Annotated in this window: 13 protein-coding genes; 6 read left to right on the plus strand and 7 right to left on the minus strand. The window is 33.6% G+C overall.

Annotated elements, in window-relative coordinates; translation table 11 throughout:
• Nucleotides 1–294 precede the first annotated feature (294 nt).
• The 7 genes from SD960_RS20715 to ribB all read right to left on the minus strand — a co-directional run bounded on the left by SD960_RS20715 (nt 295) and on the right by ribB (nt 11465).
• Nucleotides 295–1053 (minus strand): LytTR family DNA-binding domain-containing protein, encoded by a 759-nt coding sequence (locus SD960_RS20715; protein ID WP_318805771.1) that lies wholly within the window; start codon nt 1051–1053, stop codon nt 295–297.
• 60 nt (nt 1054–1113) lie between these two features.
• Nucleotides 1114–2433 (minus strand): RagB/SusD family nutrient uptake outer membrane protein, encoded by a 1320-nt coding sequence (locus SD960_RS20720; RefSeq protein ID WP_318805772.1) that lies wholly within the window; start codon nt 2431–2433, stop codon nt 1114–1116.
• Nucleotides 2434–2444: 11 nt separating this feature from the next.
• Nucleotides 2445–5789, minus strand: coding sequence for a SusC/RagA family TonB-linked outer membrane protein (locus SD960_RS20725; protein ID WP_318805773.1), 3345 nt, complete (start codon nt 5787–5789; stop codon nt 2445–2447).
• A 26-nt stretch (nt 5790–5815) separates the two neighbouring features.
• Entirely contained in the window at nt 5816–8413 is a 2598-nt protein-coding gene (locus SD960_RS20730; protein ID WP_318805774.1) for a zinc-dependent metalloprotease, read from the minus strand.
• Nucleotides 8414–8520: 107 nt separating this feature from the next.
• Complete coding sequence (locus SD960_RS20735) at nt 8521–10086, minus strand: histidine kinase (protein WP_318805775.1); 1566 nt, start codon at nt 10084–10086, stop codon at nt 8521–8523.
• A 139-nt stretch (nt 10087–10225) separates the two neighbouring features.
• A complete protein-coding gene (locus SD960_RS20740; RefSeq protein ID WP_318805776.1) occupies nt 10226–10798 on the minus strand; it encodes a Crp/Fnr family transcriptional regulator in 573 nt (190 codons plus the stop codon).
• 4 nt (nt 10799–10802) lie between these two features.
• A complete protein-coding gene (gene ribB / locus SD960_RS20745) occupies nt 10803–11465 on the minus strand; it encodes a 3,4-dihydroxy-2-butanone-4-phosphate synthase (RefSeq protein WP_318805777.1) in 663 nt (220 codons plus the stop codon).
• Nucleotides 11466–11676: 211 nt separating this feature from the next.
• On the opposite strand from ribB, the gene SD960_RS20750 reads away from it, so the two are divergent.
• The 6 genes from SD960_RS20750 (at nt 11677) to SD960_RS20775 (ending at nt 19234) form a co-directional block, all read left to right on the plus strand.
• Nucleotides 11677–12273: a TetR/AcrR family transcriptional regulator gene (locus SD960_RS20750; RefSeq protein WP_318805778.1), complete on the plus strand. Its 597-nt coding sequence runs from the start codon at nt 11677–11679 to the stop codon at nt 12271–12273.
• Between the two features lie 6 nt (nt 12274–12279).
• Nucleotides 12280–12507, plus strand: coding sequence for a hypothetical protein (locus SD960_RS20755; RefSeq protein ID WP_073395314.1), 228 nt, complete (start codon nt 12280–12282; stop codon nt 12505–12507).
• Between the two features lie 21 nt (nt 12508–12528).
• On the plus strand, nt 12529–13791 hold the full coding sequence (locus SD960_RS20760; RefSeq protein WP_073395313.1) for an MFS transporter: 1263 nt from the start codon (nt 12529–12531) through the stop codon (nt 13789–13791).
• Nucleotides 13792–14043: 252 nt separating this feature from the next.
• Complete coding sequence (locus SD960_RS20765; protein ID WP_318805779.1) at nt 14044–14634, plus strand: murein L,D-transpeptidase catalytic domain-containing protein; 591 nt, start codon at nt 14044–14046, stop codon at nt 14632–14634.
• A 195-nt stretch (nt 14635–14829) separates the two neighbouring features.
• Nucleotides 14830–15840 carry a LacI family DNA-binding transcriptional regulator gene (locus tag SD960_RS20770; RefSeq protein WP_318805780.1) on the plus strand — a complete coding sequence of 337 codons (1011 nt, stop codon included), beginning with the start codon at nt 14830–14832 and terminating at the stop codon, nt 15838–15840.
• A 304-nt stretch (nt 15841–16144) separates the two neighbouring features.
• Entirely contained in the window at nt 16145–19234 is a 3090-nt protein-coding gene (locus SD960_RS20775) for a SusC/RagA family TonB-linked outer membrane protein (RefSeq protein ID WP_318805781.1), read from the plus strand.

Raw genomic sequence — 19234 nt, forward strand, 5'->3', positions numbered from 1 at the left:
CATTTTAAACGCTGTAAGAAATAAAATAATCCATCGGGTTTTTGCGGTAATAAAAAACCAAATCCCTTATCAAAAAGATTTGGTTTTATCATAGAAATCGAAATGACAAACTAAACGAAAACATTCTTACGAAATGATTGCCCTAGCCCCGATAGGAGTGGAAATCCTTTTATGTAATGAAATGGAGTAAAAGATTGAAACGGATAGCGGGATTAGCTCCTGAAAAAAAAGATTTGTTTTATTATAAAAATCGAAATGAACAAAATCTTTACGGCAGAAAATAATTGAATTAATTTACGAATTAAGCCAGTTCTTGAAATTATTAATTTCTTTTTTACTTAAAATAATCGGTTCAGTATCAGGAACTGCCAGATCAAGAAGCAATTCAATTTTTTGACTGGAATGTTTTACAATTTCCTGAATATGATGCCTGTTGATGATATATTTTCTATTTATTTTAAAAAATAATTTCTGATCAAGACTATTAATCAGGTCTTTAAGATTGCTATTGTATAAATAGCTGTTTCCAGAATTGGTATGAATAAAAAGATGTTTTCCGGTAGCAAAAAAATAGGGAATTGCAGTATCATTTATTGAAATGAGTTTATCTCTGTGATTTACTAAAAAATGATGCTGAATGCTGCTTTGATTTTCAATCTCTACCAAAGATTCAAGAATGGGGTTGGGATTGAAAGTTTCCTTAATGTTTTTGTATTTTGAAAGCGCTTCTAGTAATTCTTCTTCTTCATAAGGTTTTAGAAGATAATCGATTGTAAAATGTTTGAAAACTTTTACGGCATAAGAATCATAAGCGGTAATAAAAATAACTGGACATGAAATGGTTGCTTCTTCAAAAATATCAAGACTTTTTCCGTCTCCCAAATGAATATCCATAAACGCAAGATCGACTATTTTTTCTTTAAAAAAAGCTACAGCATCTTTTACAGATTTTAAAATTGTTACTTCACTTATGGTGATAATTTGTTGTTGTTCCAGAATTGATTTCAGATAATTTGAAGCCAGATGTTCATCTTCAATGATGGCAATTTTCATTTTCCTTTTTTTTTGCAAAGGTAAAAAAAAGCTCCGTTAAAAACGGAGCTTAATTTCAATCTACAAGTTTGGATTATTTAAACGTGCATTTTGGGGGAATGGCAACGTATAACGCGGATCATTTTGGATTAATGTGTAATCTTTATCAATTACTGTGTGCATGATTGATTTTTGAGTTGTTCTTCTCAAATCAAACCAGCGGTGTCCTTCTGCAGCAAACTCACGCTGTCTTTCCTGAGCTATAAATTCAAGAAGTTCTGTTTGAGTCATTGCATCAATTTCGATACTAAGTTGGTTGAAACCTGTTGCATTGTATCTGTTTTTGATGAAAGTGACCAAAGTAGTTTTTGCCGGAGTTAAATCATTTAACTGAGCTGACGCTTCTGCTTTTGTCAAATATAATTCAGATGCTCTGAAAGAACATTTTTGAGCAAGTTCTCCACCTTTTCTAAATACAAAATCGCCTCCCATTTTTTGGAAATATACTCCAAAACGTAAATCATTTGCCTGATCAAAAGCATCTAATAAATCTGAAGAAACATAACCAGACCCTTTTAAGTTATTGTTAAAAACATCTTCAAGTGCTAATATTGATTCTGCACCATCATAGCTTGTTGTTAAAACAGGAGTAGTATTTAAATTAACTAAAGCATTTTTGTATGTTAGCGCATTGTTTGCAGCTTCTAGAGCTTTTGCCCATTCTTTTTGGTATAAGAAAATACGAGATTCCAATGCATAAATAGCTGCTTTAGAAAAACGATAGTTCAAACCTTTAGTCTGAGTGTCTTTAGTAAGCAATCTTTTAGCTTCTTCCTTATCATCAAGAATTTGCTCGTACACTTTAGCAACACTTTCCGGAGTATAAGCTTGCTCTAAATCTACTTTTAAAGCTAATGGAACACCTTTGTCAGTGCCTGCAGTAGCAGCATTGTAAGGTTTAGCAAATAAGTTTAATAAGTCGAAATACGAATAAGCTCTTAAAGCATATGCTTCTCCAATTAATTGATCTTTATCTGCAGAGGCTTCAAGTTTACCTGTTGCATCATTAATAATAACATTTGCATAAAAAATGGTATTGTAAAGAGCATCGTATTGAAAACTTGTTGTAATCTTATCAGGGTTTGTGTCATTCCATGCATAAATGTCTCTGAAATAAGCGAAATCCTGACTATATTGGTCTAAAATCATTTCATCACCTCTTAATGTAGTAAGTGATTTATGTTTAGGAAAAGCTTCGTATCCTCTTGTAAGTACACTTCTGTAATCTGTTAATGTTTCCGGTATTACTCTGCCAACAGGCTGTACGTCCAGATAATCATCACAGCTTACTGTAGTAGCAGCTGCGATGAAAAAGAATGCATATTTTAATATATTTTTCATTTTAAATCAGTTTAAAAAGTTAAATTACATCCTATAGATAATGATCTAGGAATTGGTTGTGCATAGATATTTCCGTAAGTTTCAGGATCAAAGTATCCTTTGTAATCAGAACTTACAACAAATAAGTTTCTTCCCTCAATACTAAATCTGATGTCTTCCATGAAAACACTATTAGTAGCTTTCTTTGGTAAAGAATATCCTAAACGAATACTGCTTAATCTCATGTAACTCATCTCTTTTACCCATGTGTCAAGTAAAGCATATGAGTCTACTGTATTTGCAGTAGCATACCAGTCGTAAGCCATCCATGAATCACCTGTTCCAGAATTTTTACCCACTATACCAGGTAGGTTTGAGCTGGTATTTGTAGCTGAATGTGCATTTAAAATTTGAGTAGAATAGTTTTGTCCACGATCTACTTCAGTTCCACTATAAGGAGGTCTTTCTACTACAGTTTGTTTAATATTAAAAGTAGTAGCAATGGTTAGGTCAAAGTTATGTACTTTAAATGTGTTGATAAAACCTCCTGTAAATTTAGGGTCACGATCTCCTACGTAGGTAAATAGGTCACGTGTTTCTGTTGCTGTTAAGCGCGATTGCGATATTTCTCCAGGAAAAAGATCTACATAAGGGTCATAAAGGGCAAAAAAGGTGTTTGTATTTACGGTTTCTCCATTTTTATTAATAAATAATGGGTATCCATTTTCATCAATTCCTGCTGTTTTTAGGGCGAATACAGCATTCACAGGATGTCCTTCTCGTGAAGGCGTATACGTATTTTCTCTAATTTGAATACGGTCTACATTACTCTTGTTGTGAGAGAAATTAATGTTTGTAGTCCATGAGAAATTAGGACGTTCGATATTTTTTGTTGTTAATGCAATCTCATAACCTTTATTAGACACTTGTGCCCAGTTTAAATTAGAGAATTCAAAACCATTTTCGATAGGAAGAGATTGTAAACCAATCAAATCGCTACTTTTTCTTCCGTAAACATCAGTTACAACACTTACACGGTTGTTAAACAAACCAAGATCAAAACCAAAGTTGGTGTTGGTTGTTTTTTCCCATCTCAATTTATCATTTGGCGGAGACGAGATAAAAATAGTTGGCTCATTTTGTCCAGGTAATAACACTACATTTTTATATTCTCCAACTACATAAGGAGAGGTATTTTTGTCGATATTTCCTTGTAAACCATAAGAAGCACGTAATCTTAAAGTAGATAAAAGTGTACTTTCTTTTAAGAAATCTTCTTCAGATACTAACCAAGAACCAGAAATAGCCCATAATGGTAAGTATTTGTATTTAGGGTCTACACCAAATAAATCCGATCCGTCGTAACGTACACTACCAAAAGCAGTATATTTTCTGTTGTAAGTATAAGATGCTGTAGCAAAGAATGAAGCAAATGCATTTTCATTCTCTGTTTTTTGATATGTTCTGTAGTCAGCCTGGTTTGCAATACTTTCGTTAGGGAAAACGATTTGCTTAGTCGTTAAATTTGTTGGGTTATATCCAAAACCTTTAGTTGCTATAGAAGTATTGTAATTTCTTCTTAATTCGCTACCGGCCATTACTTCAACCTCGTGTTTTTGGTTGAAAACAGCACTGTAGTTTAACATTGTTTTCCAGTTGTACTGAAAAAAGTCAGTATTTGAATTTTGAATAATTCCACCTTCAGGAAGGAAATAAGTAGCTACTCCGCCACTAAATCTTCTTGTTTTTTCTCTTTCTTTTCTGGTGTAATACGTTTCTTTATCTGCAAATTTTTCAGAAGCATTATTGTCAAATTGAAGACCTACCTGAGTAGTTGCTTTGAAGTTTTTAGTAATGTTATAATCAATATCAAGTATCGCTTTTATAGCTCTGTTTTTTAATTCGTAAGATGTATTTTCTCTCTCTTCAAGGAAGTTAAAAGGAACATATACAGAATTATTTCCATATCCTGCAATATCCTTATCGTAGTTATAACTTCCATCAGCATTTCTAGGCGTTAAATAAGGGTTTACAGTTCTTGAATAATTTCCAGGATTTGTAAAACCATCTGTATCTGTTACATAAGATTTTGTGGTACTTTGTGAACCAAAAATACTAATACCAACACGTAATTTATCGCTTACTTCAAAATTGTTTTTTAAGGTAAGGTTATATCTGTTGAATCCAGTTCCAATTGTAGTTCCTTCTTCGTCATAAGCTCCAAGAGAGAAGTAGTAATCAGATTTTTCTCCACCACCAGATAAACTCAAACCGTATTGTGTATTTACTGCATCCTGATACAATAAGTTACCCCAATTTGTATTGTTGTTTCTTAATGCATTGATAGAATTTTGAGAATCTGTACTTAAAGCTGAAAAACCTCCTGCTCTGTAAGCTCCTAATTCATTAGCACCATTTAAAATACGGGAAACTTCTCCGCCAGTATCTCTGTAAGTTAAATTTGGATCAGCAGCCATTCCTAATTCAAAATCAACTTTTTGAGATGAGTTCATCAAGTTCAATTTAGAAAAATCCGGTCTTTGTGTAAGGAAAGTATTCGTAGTAAAGTTTACTCTCATATTTCCTTTTCTACCTTTTTTAGTAGTAACAACGATAACACCGTTTGCAGCTCTTGCTCCGTAAATAGCAGTTGCAGAAGCATCTTTTAAGATCGTGATATCTTTAATATCCTCAGGGTTTAATCCTGCGATAGAAAAGTTAGTCAACTGATCGATGTTGTCTTTATCGTAGTTTTGCGGAACATCATTTCCTTCTAAAGGCAAACCATCTAAAACCCATAATGGATCTTGTGGTCCTGAAAGCGAAGCTGTACCACGAATTCTCACTTTTGCGATAGTACCAGGAGCACCTGTATTTTGAGTAACGGCAACACCCGTAACCTGACCAATCAATAATTGATCAATACTGGCAACACCCGCTTGCTGGATGTCGATCATGTTAGCCTTACTAATAGCAGAAGTTAATTTTCTGGTTTCGATTTTTTGGTAACCTGTAACCACAACCTCTTTTAATTCGGCAGTTTCAGATTTCAAACTAACATTGTAGTTTTTTTGATTTGTAACTTCAAGTGATGTAGACTCATATCCAATATAAGTTACCCTTAAAAACTTTACGTTACCGTTTATTTGTAGTGAAAATGTACCATCAAAGTCAGTAACGGTACCAAGGCTTGAACTTTGAATTACACCTTTTTGTTGTGTGCTGTTTGAAATAGAAGCATTTTCTACAAAGACAGATACACCATATAGGGGCATACCATCTTTTGAATCAGTTACTTTTCCTTTAATAGTTCTGGTTTCCTGGGCATACCCGGACAGGGCAAGGAGAAAACTCAGCATGTAAAATAGATTTTTCATTCTGAAATTTGGGTTTGGTTAAAAATTTATAATGTGTTGTTTAATGCTCTTTCTATGCGTTGAATCAAATCGAAATAATGGTTTTTAGTTTCCTGATTTCCGATATTTCTTTTTGATTTTAATAATTGTAAAACCTGATTCAATTCTCCTTTTTTATCAGAAGTAACTTCCGAAACTCTTTTCATGGCAGACTGATTAATATTGCGTGCCATTTTAGAATTATCTAAATAATCACACAATTGCGGCATGTTTAGGCTTTCGTGAATTGCGATACTTTTTTTAGGTTCGGTTTTTTCAAAAAGTTTGTTTGTTGATACAATTAAAACATCAACATAATTTTTCTGAGTCAAACGCTCTAAAATCGTAAGTGATTTATTCTGAATTGTCGAAGCAAAAATATTCTGGCGTAATGTTTTAAATAATTGCGTTACCGTAAATACATTCTCTTTGGTTTCGTTACGCTGAAACAATTCGTTTTCAGTAATTCGAAGCAAACGATCGTCGCTCAACATGCTATACATAATTCCGTATTGAAGTTCTCTTGCCAAAGTATAAGGTGTATACTCATAAGGCCCAACCGGAGTATCTTTTAAAGGATTCGTTTTGTCTAAAATTGGATTAAAAAACAACCATTGAGGAAGCGTAATAGTGTTTTTTAATAAATAAGCCACAGCTCTTTTTTGTATGTCAGCCGGAACTGCAACATAACTCGCTTTATTATCACCGTGAACTGTAGTATTTAAATAAATTCCGCCAAGATTGCTTAAAACATGGTAGTTGTACAAATTCCACTGACCAATTGCGCCAATATATAGGTTACCTGTTCCAAAATAAGATTCGTCTTTATCATACGTCCAGTCCAGAATATTGCTTACCACTCTTTTCAAGTTTTTCAGTCCGTATTCTCCGGCTTTCATGGCATCATTTCCTAAATCTTCAGATTGAGAACGCGGATCAATTGTAGCGTCGGCGCTTTGCTGTTCTCCATAAAAATAAATAGGATCATTTTGATGTTTCGTAATCAAAGCGTTTAAAGCGGTATGTTCTTCATTTTCGTTAGCATACCATCTGTAGCCCCATTCGATAGCGTATTTATCATACTCACCAATTTTTGGCGTAATCGCTTCTACATGATCTTCTGGCTGCGCGATATAATTGTATCGGGCATAATCCATAATAGAAGGAGCAGTACCGCCCATTTTTGCCGTAAAATCTGGAGATCGAAGCGATTCTACATTATAAGCAAATGAAGCGCCCATGTTATGTCTCAAACCAAAAGTGTGTCCAACCTCATGAGACGAAACAAAACGAATTGCTTCTCCCATATGTTCATCACTAAATTTGTTTCCTCTCGCTTTTGGGTCAATTGCACCGGTTTGTATGCGCATCCAGCTATGAAGTGACGTCATCACATTATGCCACCAGATAATGTCTGATTCGATAATTTCGCCACTTCTTGGATCAACAACCGCTGGTCCCATTGCATTTGACTTTTGCGAAGCGACATACGTAATAACAGAATAACGAACATCGTCGATGTCAAAATCTGTATCTTCATCTGTAGGTTCTTTTGCGATAACGGCATTTTTAAATCCCGCTTTTTCAAACGCGATTTGCCAGTCACGAACCCCTTCGATGATATAGGAGCGCCATTGTTTAGGTGTCGATGGATCGATGTAGTAAACAATGGGTTTCTTAGGCTCTACTAATTCGCCATTTTTATATTTTTCAAGGTCTTCTTTTTTAGGTTCTAATCTCCAGCGTGTTATCAATTCTTTTTCACGCATTTCCTGCTGATCATCACTAAAATACCAGTGTTTTTCAGAGAAATAACCAACACGTTTGTCTGCAAAACGAGGGTGCATCGGAGTTTTATCTAATAATATAATATTACTCGTAACGCCCAGAGTAACCGAAATGGCAATGCCGTCTTCGAAAACCGAAGTGCTAAGCTGAGATTTAACAACTATATTTTTTGGAAAAGTTTTCACACTTTCTATATACGAAAGCTCCGATTTTAGAGATCCGCTAAGACCAATATTGCTTAAAACATCATTGAAACTCTTTTGTTTTCCGTCAAAAACTTTATTTGCTTTGATTACAATCGAAGTAGAGTCGTTGTTTTTTGTTTCAATATCAAAAACCTCTATAATTGATTCAGAAAAATTAGCATTCACAGAAGCCGTTATAGCGTCTCCCGTTGGTGATGAAACATTAGGCACAGATGATTTTACCCAAACCTTTTTTGCAACTAGATCTTTATGAAAAGTAATAATTTTGTTTTCGTAGTTCATTCCTCTGTTAAGCCCTCGCTCGTTAATCGTCATAGGAACGCTTGAAATTTTATTAACCACCAAAAATTCTCTTTGAAACAAAGAATCATTGATTTCTAAATATAAATCTGTTTTTACCTGAATGGTATTAAACAAACCTTTTTTGAATGTACCTTGTTTGATAAGATCATCGTATTTTTTCCCTTTTGAAGTTTTAAGAGAATCTGCAGCTTGTTCAGTTTTGTCTTTGTCTTTTTTATTCTTTTTTTGAGAAACCATTGTTCCTGTACTTAATAGCAAAGCTACCAAAGCAACGTTTTTTAGGTTCGTCAATAATGCCTTTTCCCTCATAATGAAAGTTAAGTTTAGGTTAATTTTTGCCGAAATTATTTTATAAATAATGTTAAAAAAAACAAAATGGAGTGAATGGCTTTTTTTTGGGAGTGAATGTTTTCTTTTTAGCCAATAAGCGGTAAAATGCAAGTAAATTTCCCGTCTTTTTTGTAGGCCTGAAAATCATTTTTAGAGTAATAATTATAGATGCTTTCTAAATATTTGTGACCAAATTTAGACTCTTGGCCAAAGCTTTGTTTCTCATTCACGTTATTAGTTATAATAACCTCGTTTGCTCTTATTTCAATAGTGATTTTTAGAGGACTTTCATCAGAAGCAATATTATGTTTTATGGCATTTTCAATTACAATCTGAAAAGCCAGATAAGGAACTTTTTTTGATAAAACGCTTTCATCATCAATAATGTCCACTTCAAAAACAAACTCATCTTTAAAGCGGGTTTGCTGTAAAAAAATGTATTTTTCTATGAAAAGAAGTTCTTCCTGCAGCGTTACAATATTCTGAACCGGAGGATTAATAAGGTAACGGTAAATTTTAGAAAGATTCAAAGTAAACTTACGTGCTACGGCCGTATCACCGTCAATTAGCATATAAAGTGAATTGAGCGAATTGAATAAAAAGTGTGGATTAATTTGTTCTTTCAGCTGTTGTAGCTGAATGAGTGCTTTTTCTTTATTTATTTTTTCATTTTCTAAAAGAAGCTTGTTTTTTTCTTTTGAAAGAATAGCTTTTTCCTTAAATGTTTTTTTATTGAAAATAGTAAAAAGATAGAAAAAAAGAATCAGTATCGAAGTTGTAATTACATATATCAGCGAAGCATATTTTTTTACAGCATCAACATCTTCGCTTCCAATATCTTTTGGAGAGTTAACGCTCACATACCAATTCGTGTTTTTTACATTAAGACGTTTAGTATATCGTACAATGTCTAATTTTAAATATTCTGAAAGTGCAATTTTTTTACCATAAAACTCATCATTAATAAAAGTAGTATCTGCCGGAGTCATATTAGTAATCCTAAAAACATTCTTTTCTAAAAGTTTTACTTCCGGATGATAAAGAACTGTTCCGTTTTTATCAAAAACAAAAGCATAATTAGGCAGGTTTTTATTGATATTAGCAAAATATGATTGCAGCGATTTTAGATCGACATCATAACCATATCGAACAATTGTGCCTTTATCTGAAATTGATTTAAAGTAAATTCTCCAAAAAAAGTTTTCATTATCCTTAACAATAGTATTTGATTGATTTTTGGAATTATTTTTACCAATAAAATCTTTTATAGCTGCATCAAGATTGGAACTGCTTTTAGAGGTAGTAAATTTGATTTTGGCATCGTTAATCTGAAACCAATTGTTTTTAATCAAACTGTCATTGGCATGAAGCGTACTTAAAACCTCCAAATGATCAGCAAGATTTTCAGAATTACTGATCTTAATAATATGGTCTAGCTCTTTTTGAGTATCCAGAAAACGTGAAAATTCCTGTTGTACAACTTCCTGTCTTTTCAAAAAGTTTCGTTTTGTACTTTCTGTATTTGTTTTTTCGGTGATTTGAGTAATTAAATTACTTAACACATAAAGAGAAAGTAGCGTAAGGGCAATAAAAATAATTCCTAAAATGAAAAAGTTTCGGCCTGAAGAGATATTTTTTAAAGTGAATTTCAAAGATGTTTTTAAATAAAGGAATACTAATTGTGGATTTTTTTGCCGGGCAAATATAGTATTTTCTTTTATATCGTTTTGATTTTTAATACGGATGTTGCTGATTATCAGTTTGACAGAATTTTACTCCTTATTTTTAAAATCAAACTTTAGATTTTAATCGGCTTAAAGTTTCCTGCGAAATATTAATATACGAAGCCACAATTTTATTTGGAAGTCGTTTTACAATAGTTGGGTTTACTTTTAATAATTGGCTGTATCTTTCCAATGCATCCATAGTGGTAAAAGACATCAGTCTGTTGGTATTGTTAACATAAGCTTTTTCGAGATAAACACAATAGAAAGTGCGCCATTGCGGAATAGTTTCCATCAAATAATTAAAATCTTCATGACTGATACATAAAAGCTCTGATTTTTCGACCACCTGAATATATTCTGCTGAAGGAGATTTTGTTATAAAACTAACCAAAGCCGTGGCCAGCTGATTTTCAAAAGCAATATATCGCGTAACATCTTTTCCTTCTTCATTAATAAAAAAAATCCTCAAACAGCCTTTGCCAACAAAAAAACTCTGCTGGCTGGTTTGTCCCTGAGAAAGTAAAAAATCATTCTTTTTATGTTTTAAAGGTTTAAAATAAGAAAGAATGATATTTAAATCTTCATCTGTAATCTCGATATTTTTTTTGATGTAATGACCAAGCTGTTCGTATATCATAAATTTAAATGTAGTCTCTAACAAATTTACGATAATAGGCAATATCCCCGATCGATAAAACTATTAAATCATGTTTTTCGGCAAAACTAATTATTTTGTCCAGTTTTGCCATGCTTCCGTCCTCATTCATCAATTCACACAAAACAGCCTGAGGTTTTAAACCCGCTAATTTCATTAAATCGACACTTCCTTCCGTATGTCCGTTTCTTTCCAGAACACCGTTATTCTTTGCACGAAGCGGAAATATATGTCCCGGTCTTGATAAATCTGCAGGTTTTGCATTTTCGTGACAGGCTGTTTTAATTGTAGTAACTCTGTCTGCTGCAGAAACTCCGGTTGTTACGCCTTTTACGGCTTCGATAGTAATTGTAAATGGAGTCTGAAAACTGCTCGTATTTTCTTTTACCATATAAGGTAAATCCAGTTCATCTGCTTTTTCATTTGTGAGACAAAGGCAAACAATTCCGCTGCATTCCCGAATCATCAAAGCCATATCAGAAACATTTATATGTTCTGCCGAAAAAATCAAATCTCCTTCATTTTCCCTGTCTTCATCATCTGTGAGTAAAATACCTTTTCCATTTTGAAGATATTTTAAAGCATTTTCTACACGTTCATGACTGGTTAAACCAAATTTTTCTAACGGACTTACTAATATATCTATCATCTTGAAGTATTAATTTATAATGGACTTTGAAATTTTACCCCGCAAATCTAAAGTTGTTTAAGATGGAAAAGTTTGATGTAAGTCAATAAAATTAATGTTTCTATGTGTTTATATAATCGCACTAAAAGTTTTTTTTCATAAAGAATAAAAAAATAATAAATAAAAGAATGTTCATTCATTTATTGTTTTAACTTTGCTAAAAATAGTTGTCATGAGAATAAGAGATATTGATAAAGAAAATTTGGTCATTGAAAATGCAATCGACCAAATTGTACGAGATGGATTTCAGGGTTTTAGCATGAATAAATTAGCAAAAGCCTGTTCTATTTCTGTCGCCACTTTATATATCTATTACAAAGACAAAGATGATTTAATTCAGAAAATAGGCGGAAAAATGGCATTAAAGTTCTTTTCGGGAACTGTAAAAGATTTTTCGCCGGATATGTCCTTTGAAGAAGGTTTGTGGAAACAATGGGAAAACCGCGCCGACTTTACGATGAAATATCCAAAAGAAGTTGCATTTTTTGAAATAATTAAACATTCACCTCATGCAGAAACTATTTTAGATTCAATTAAAGAGTTTTCAGATTTCAGAGCTATTATGAAACAGTTTATCGACAACGGATTGAAAAATAAAGAGCTAATTCCGATGACATTTGAAGCTTTTTGGAGCATCGCTTATGGACCATTGTATACTTTACTGAATTTTCACACCGAAGGTAAAAGTATGGGAGGAAAACCATTTGTGTTGACCAAAGAAATAATGAGAGAATCTTTTCAGGCCACTATTAAAGCACTAAAACCATGAAAAATTATGGAAACAGATTTACACAAAATACACATTTTTAAAACAAACATTGATAAAATATATCCGGATTGTGCTATCAATACCACATTGGGCAATCACAAGGATATTCAGCAATGGAGTGTCGATTGTGAAGATGTTGATCGTGTACTTCGCGTTGTTTCAGAAACGCTGCAGCCAGAAGTAATTATCGGCATCATCAATGAACTTGGCCACGAGTGCCAGGAATTACCTTAATCAAAATATCACTATTCTTATATGGAAAAAAATACAACAGAAAGCTTTGCTTTTACTTCACATCAAAAAATAATTATTGCCATACTGGCACTTTTACAATTTACCGTCATACTCGATTTTATGGTGATTTCTCCTTTGGGAGATATCCTGATGAAAACATTGGATATGACAACTGCAAACTTTGGTTTTGCTGTTTCTGCGTACGCCTTTAGTGCCGGAATTTCGGGATTGCTTGCTGCAGGTTTTGCCGATAAGTTTGACAGAAAAAAACTCTTGATTTTCTTTTACACCGGTTTCATTATCGGAACTGTTTTTTGTGCCCTTTCTACAAGTTATTTAATGTTGCTGATGGCAAGAATCGTTACCGGACTTTTTGGCGGTGTTATTGGTTCGGTTTCATTGGCAATTGTAACCGATTTATTTGTTATTCAGCAAAGAGGGCGCGTCATGGGTTTTATTCAAATGGCATTTGCAACCAGTCAGATTTTGGGTATTCCGGTAGGATTATATTTTGCCAATAACTGGGGCTGGCATTCGGCATTTATTATGATTGCCGTTTTAGGAGTCCTTATTTTAATTGCCATAATTACACAAATGCAGCCGATAACCAAACACTTAGAATTGCAGTCAGAAAAAAATCCGTTTTTGCATCTTTGGCACACGTTAAGCAACAAACATTATCAGGTAGGATTTACAGCAATTGCCTTTCTTTCTGTTGGAGGTTTTATGCTACAGCCATTCGGAACCGCCTATTTGGTAAACAACATTCATATCAGTCATCTTCAATTGCCGATGGTGTTTTTCTTCACCGGACTTTCGGTACTTTTTATAATGCCTTTGATTGGGAAATTGAGTGATAAAGTAAGTAAGTTTAAATTGTTTGCGGCAGGATCTGTGATTTCTGTTATAATGATTTTAATTTACACCAATCTTGATCCAATTCCGTTATGGGAAATTGTAGTAATCAATATGATTCTTTTTATGGGAATTATGAGCCGAATGATTCCGGCGACAACGCTTAATACAGCAATTCCTGAAATGAAAGATCGCGGTGCTTATATGTCTATTACTTCCTCTTTGCAGCAAATTGCGGGCGGAATTGCAGCCGTTTGTGCCGGGTTTATTGTTCATCAGGAAACGAAAACTTCACCCTTAGAAAATTATGATATATTGGGTTATGTAATTGCAGTAGTTACATTAATGACAGTATTTTTAATGTGGAGAGTAAACCAATTGGCAAAATCAAAAGATAAAGCTTTGGAAACGCCGGTTATTATCGAATAAAATTTTAAAATACTTAAAATAAAAAAGCCTTGTAAACTTATGTTTACAGGGCTTTTTTATGCTTAATTTGTGTATATAATATTGAAAAAAAATAAGTCGTATTGTTTTGTTTTACAAATCTTTAAAGTGTGTTTTTGTTTTTGTTCGAATGTAAATTTGCATAATTAAATCCAGGTTTATATTTGAAATGAAATCAGGATAAATAAAAGTTCAGTTTACTTAGATTTTTATTAAATTTTAAAAATACATTTTATGAAAATATTTAATTTGATATTGTTCTTTACTGCAAGTTTTTTTGGCGGTCTAAAAGATAACAACAACATGTCGGATGCGGAGCTGGAAAGATTTAACAGTCAACTTAATGAAGTAAAAACAATGATAAATACAAAAGCAAGCTACAATACCAAAATTGCTTTTTTTGTTGACATGAAAATCAAATCAGGCAAAAACAGATTTTTTGTTTATGACTTGGTAAATGATAAAATTTTAGATCAGGGTTTGGTTGCAAATGGTTCTGGTTCTGAAACAAAAGTGAGGGGAGAATTGGTGTTTAGCAATGAAGCCAATTCAAATAGTAGTTCATTAGGAAAATACGTTGTAGGTAAATCTTACCACGGAAACTTTGGAAAATCATATCGATTATCCGGTCTGGACGAAACCAACAGCAATGCGCTAAAAAGAGCTATTGTTTTACACCCTTATTCTGCAGTTCCGGAAGAGGAACAAGATTATTACATATCAAACAGTCACGGTTGTCCAATGGTAAGTGAAAACTTCTTTAAAAGACTTGAAAAAATCATTGACAACTCAAAATCAAATATTATTTTGAGCGTTTATTACTAATAATTCGTAATGGTCAAAATAACCTTATAAAAAAAATAATTATTTGCTAAATGCCTATATTTACTAATGATTCTTCTGATTTAGTTGAATAAAAAAATGATTTATTCAAAAAAATAATTACAAAATCGTTTTAGTAATTGTTTTTGCCTATATTTGTTATATCGTTAATATGCTTACAAAACCACAACCTACTGAATGAAAAAGATTACTATTAAGGATATTGCTACAGAAGCCGAAGTATCCATATCTACGGTTTCTTTTGTCATTAATGGGAAGGGAGAGAAAATGGGAATTAGCGGTGCTGTTATTAAAAAAGTACAAGAGGTAGCAGAAAGGCTTAACTATAGACCAAGCATGATAGCGACCAGCCTTAGAACCGGAAAAACGCGATCTATTGGTTTAATTGTTGAAGATATTTCCAATCAGTTCTTTGCTGATTTGGCCAGAGTAATTGAAGATGAAGCTAAAAATATCGATTACAGAGTTTTTTATTGCAGTACAGGTGATGATGATGAACGTTCACAAGAATTAATACACAGTCTTTTGCAGGCAAACGTAGATGGTTTTATTATAACTCCCACAAAAAATCTGGAGGAAAGTGTTGAGCTTCTTATTAAATTGAAGAAACCGGTAGTTTTAATAGACAGGTATTTTCCGGGACAAAGAGTAAGCCATGTTGCAATGGATAATTACGAAGCATCATATTCAGCTACTAAATTCTTGATTAAGAAAGGTTGTAAGAATATTGCAGTTGTTAATAATACCTCTGAAATGATTCAGATGTCATTGAGGGAAGATGGTTGCAGAGACGCGTTAAAAGAAGTGGGGATTTATAAAGATTCGCTTGTTCTTCACATGGAATATCATAGCTATGAACAAAATAGAATTGCAGCTGTGGTAGAATTTTTTCAGAAGAATAAAGAAATTGATGCCGTTATATTTCTGACAAATTACATGGGACTTACAGGTTTGCAAGCTTTTAAAGATATGGGAATCAAGATTCCGCAGGATATTTCGGTTGTTAGTTTTGACGATCATGACAGTTTTAAATTACATACGCCAACCATTACAGTGATTGAACAGCCAATAAAAGAAATTGCTGTTAAATCGATACAATTGTTGATGAGTCAAATGACGGATATGGAAGCTTATAAAGTAGAAAAGAGCCTTAAAAAAGGAAAATTAATTATAAGAGAATCGGTTTAAAAACCATCTTAAAATAGAAAAAATAAGAGCAAAGTGATTTGTTTTTTTTTAATTGTTTTTACTAAATCGTTTTAGTAAAATTTTAGTTGAGTAAAATAAATAATCCGCAATACAGTTATATCTACTTTGCTATATCGATTGCGTGAAACATAGAAAACCTATGTCGCTATAAACCAATAGTATTCGATGTGTGGAGACCACTGAATACCATATAGAATGGAGTTCAAATTTTTATTAATTATTAAAACAAGCAGATTAAACAAACAAAACAAAATCAAAACGAAAATTAAACCAAAAAATGCTTATGAAACGAATATTGGCAATGTTAGCGATGGTGTTGTTGAGCAGCTTAGGAGCTGTAGCACAAAACCGCTTAATAACAGGCATAGTAGCAGATGGAGACAACAAGGGAATTGTTGCTGCATCAATCGAAGTTCAGGGAAAACCTTTTAGTGCAATTACAGACGCTGAAGGCCGATTTAGAATGAACGTTCCGGAAGGTAAAGTTACCTTAAATGTATCTTCTATGGGTTTTGCATCAAAATCAGTAGTACTTCAGGAGAATGAAACCAGAATTTCAGTTGTATTGCTAGAAAATACACAGGAATTAAAAGATGTTGTCGTAACTTCATTTGGGGTTAAAAAACAGCGAAAAAGTCTAGGATACGCAGTTGGAGAACTAAAAGGAGATGACCTCACAAAAAATAAAGAAATCAATTTAGGGAATGCACTTCAGGGAAAAATTGCCGGAGTAAACGTTTCGGCGCCGGTGTCAGGGCCATCCGGATCAAGCCGTGTTGTTATTCGTGGTGCAACTTCTGCTTCGGGACTGAACCAACCCTTGTATGTTGTCGATGGTATTCCCATAGATAATACGCAACAAGGAAATGCCGGACTGTATGGTGGTGCAGATAAAGGTGATGGTATGTCATCTTTCAATCCGGATGATATCGCTTCGATGTCGGTATTAAAAGGTAGTGCCGCTTCTGCACTTTACGGATACAGAGGATCAAACGGTGTTATTTTGATCACAACCAAAAAAGGAAAAAGCGGAACAGGAATTGGCGTAGATTTCAGCACAAATTCTACGTTTAATACACCGGCAAGTCTTTTAAGATGGCAGGATCAATACGGTGCGGGACAGCCTGTAAATGGCGTTGCAACCAGATTTACAAGTTTGCAGGAACTTAGAGATAACTACTATTTTGCCTGGGGAGATAAATACGACGGAACACCTTCTGTATCAATCGACGGAACAACCAGACCTTACCAGGCTTATGGTCAGGATAATGTGGAGAATTTCTACAGAACCGGATATTCGTTCAGTAATACACTTGCTATTTCTGGTGGAAATGAAACAACAAATTTCAGATTGTCTTTCGGAAATACAAAAGACGAATCTATTTTGCCGGGAACCCGATTTGGAAGAAACAACGTGTCTTTGAGTTTAAATTCGGCACCAAATAAAAGAATTAGTATTGAAACTAACGCCCAATATATTGCTGAAAAAAGTCATAACCGACCTTATTTGAATGATGCCCCAAAAAATCCTTCTTTTCCGGTTACTTTTATGACTCCTGGAACAGACATCAGATGGATCAGCAATGCGTATGACGAAAACGGTGGCGAAGCAGATTATTTTGCTACAAATGTTTACCAAACAAATCCTTATTTTGCAACACAAGAAACCTTAAACGAAGATCTTAGAAAACGTTTCATAGGTTCGGCAAAAGTAAATTATAACATTACAGATAAAATTTACGCGAAAGCCGTAATTGGTATCGATGATATCAATTATGAATTTACCGAAATTGAACCAACAGGAATTAATTACGCTCCTGGAGGATCACTTAACGATCAAATCCAAACCAGATCAGAAGTAAATGCTTCCGGATATTTAGGTTACAAAGGTGATATTGCTAAAAACCTTTCATTAGATGCTTTTATAGGTGCAAACCGTCAGCATAACAGAATGAGCGGTATTAAAATGACTGGAAATAATTTTATTGTTCCATTCAAATATTTTTATGCCAATACACAGCCTGTAAGAACTGAAAAATTATTTTCTGAAAGCGAAGTAAATTCTCTTTTTTACTCTGCCGATTTAGGATATAAAGATTTCCTTTTTGTCAATTTAACAGGTCGCGAAGATTGGTTTTCAACTTTAGATCCCTCAAATAACAGTACTTTTTATCCATCTGTAAGTACGAGTTTTATTTATTCGGAGGTAGTAAAATTACCGGAATGGATGACATACGGAAAAATTAGAGCAGGTTGGGGTAACGTAGGAGGTGCATTGCCAGATGCTTATGCATTAGCATTAACCTACAATACGCCAGACGGACAAACAGATTCGCAAGGTCAGCCAATTTTGGGTGTTAATGGAGATACAGTTCCAAACAAATACCTGAAACCTTATAATGTAAGTACAATTGAATTTGGTTTTGAAAATACTTTTTTCAATAACAGATTAAGTACAGATTTGACTTTTTACCAAAAAAGAACCACAAACGATATTGCCGATGCTGATATTTCGAAAACATCTGGTTACAGAACTACAAAAATCAACGTGGGTGAAATTTTGAATAAAGGGGTTGAATTTGCCATCAATATGAAAGCCGTAAAAACACCAAATTTTAGCTGGAGTGTGGGTTATAATTTTGCTTATAATGATAGTGAAGTAGTGAATCTTTCAGATAAAATTACAACGAAATTATTAGACGATAACAGAGATGCAAGAGCTTCTGTAGTTCTTGAAAAAGGACAGCCTTTTGGTGTGATCAAAGCCTATGATTATTTAAGAGATGCAAACGGAAATATTGTTCTTGACCCATCGGGTAAATTCTTAAGAGGGAATTTAATCATTGCAGGACAAGGTGTTGCGCCAATGTCAATGGGACTTTCAAATGATTTCTCTTATAAAAATTTCACACTTTCTGTATTTGTAGATGCTAAATTTGGAGGCGAAATTTACTCTGCAACCAACCAGTTAGGAACACGTTACGGATTATCTGAAACTACGCTTCCGGGTCGTGAAGGTGGCGTTGCGGTATCAGGAACCGATACAAACGGAAACCCGGTAAATACAACACTTTCTGCATTCGATTATTGGAGAAGTTATAGTGATGTAACATCAAATTTTGTTTATGATGCTGATTTTGTGAAATTAAGAGCGATTTCTTTTGCTTATAATTTTCCAAAAGAATATTTGTCAAAAACACCATTTCAGTCGATCAGTTTAGCATTTTCTGCTCATAATTTATGGACAATTTATGATAAAGTGCCAAACATTGATCCGGAAACAAACTATAACAATAGTAATGCTCAGGGACTTGAAAGAGCTTCTATGCCTTTGACAAGAAATTATGGTCTAACCCTTAATGTCAAATTCTAA

It is taken from the genome of Flavobacterium sp. MMLR14_040, from assembly GCF_033657265.1.
In the GTDB taxonomy this organism is placed as follows: Bacteria; Bacteroidota; Bacteroidia; order Flavobacteriales; family Flavobacteriaceae; genus Flavobacterium.

What these genes read in the sequence shown, in the direction of transcription:
- SD960_RS20760 (WP_073395313.1), top strand. Translation starts at nt 12,529, where the DNA reads ATGGAAAAAAATACAACAGAAAGCTTTGCTTTTACTTCACATCAAAAA.
- SD960_RS20775 (WP_318805781.1), top strand. Translation starts at nt 16,145, where the DNA reads ATGAAACGAATATTGGCAATGTTAGCGATGGTGTTGTTGAGCAGCTTA.
- SD960_RS20770 (WP_318805780.1), top strand. Translation starts at nt 14,830, where the DNA reads ATGAAAAAGATTACTATTAAGGATATTGCTACAGAAGCCGAAGTATCC.
- SD960_RS20715 (WP_318805771.1), bottom strand. Translation starts at nt 1,053, where the DNA reads ATGAAAATTGCCATCATTGAAGATGAACATCTGGCTTCAAATTATCTG.
- SD960_RS20765 (WP_318805779.1), top strand. Translation starts at nt 14,044, where the DNA reads ATGAAAATATTTAATTTGATATTGTTCTTTACTGCAAGTTTTTTTGGC.
- SD960_RS20750 (WP_318805778.1), top strand. Translation starts at nt 11,677, where the DNA reads ATGAGAATAAGAGATATTGATAAAGAAAATTTGGTCATTGAAAATGCA.
- SD960_RS20725 (WP_318805773.1), bottom strand. Translation starts at nt 5,789, where the DNA reads ATGAAAAATCTATTTTACATGCTGAGTTTTCTCCTTGCCCTGTCCGGG.
- ribB (WP_318805777.1), bottom strand. Translation starts at nt 11,465, where the DNA reads ATGATAGATATATTAGTAAGTCCGTTAGAAAAATTTGGTTTAACCAGT.
- SD960_RS20730 (WP_318805774.1), bottom strand. Translation starts at nt 8,413, where the DNA reads ATGAGGGAAAAGGCATTATTGACGAACCTAAAAAACGTTGCTTTGGTA.
- SD960_RS20720 (WP_318805772.1), bottom strand. Translation starts at nt 2,433, where the DNA reads ATGAAAAATATATTAAAATATGCATTCTTTTTCATCGCAGCTGCTACT.
- SD960_RS20755 (WP_073395314.1), top strand. Translation starts at nt 12,280, where the DNA reads ATGGAAACAGATTTACACAAAATACACATTTTTAAAACAAACATTGAT.
- SD960_RS20740 (WP_318805776.1), bottom strand. Translation starts at nt 10,798, where the DNA reads ATGATATACGAACAGCTTGGTCATTACATCAAAAAAAATATCGAGATT.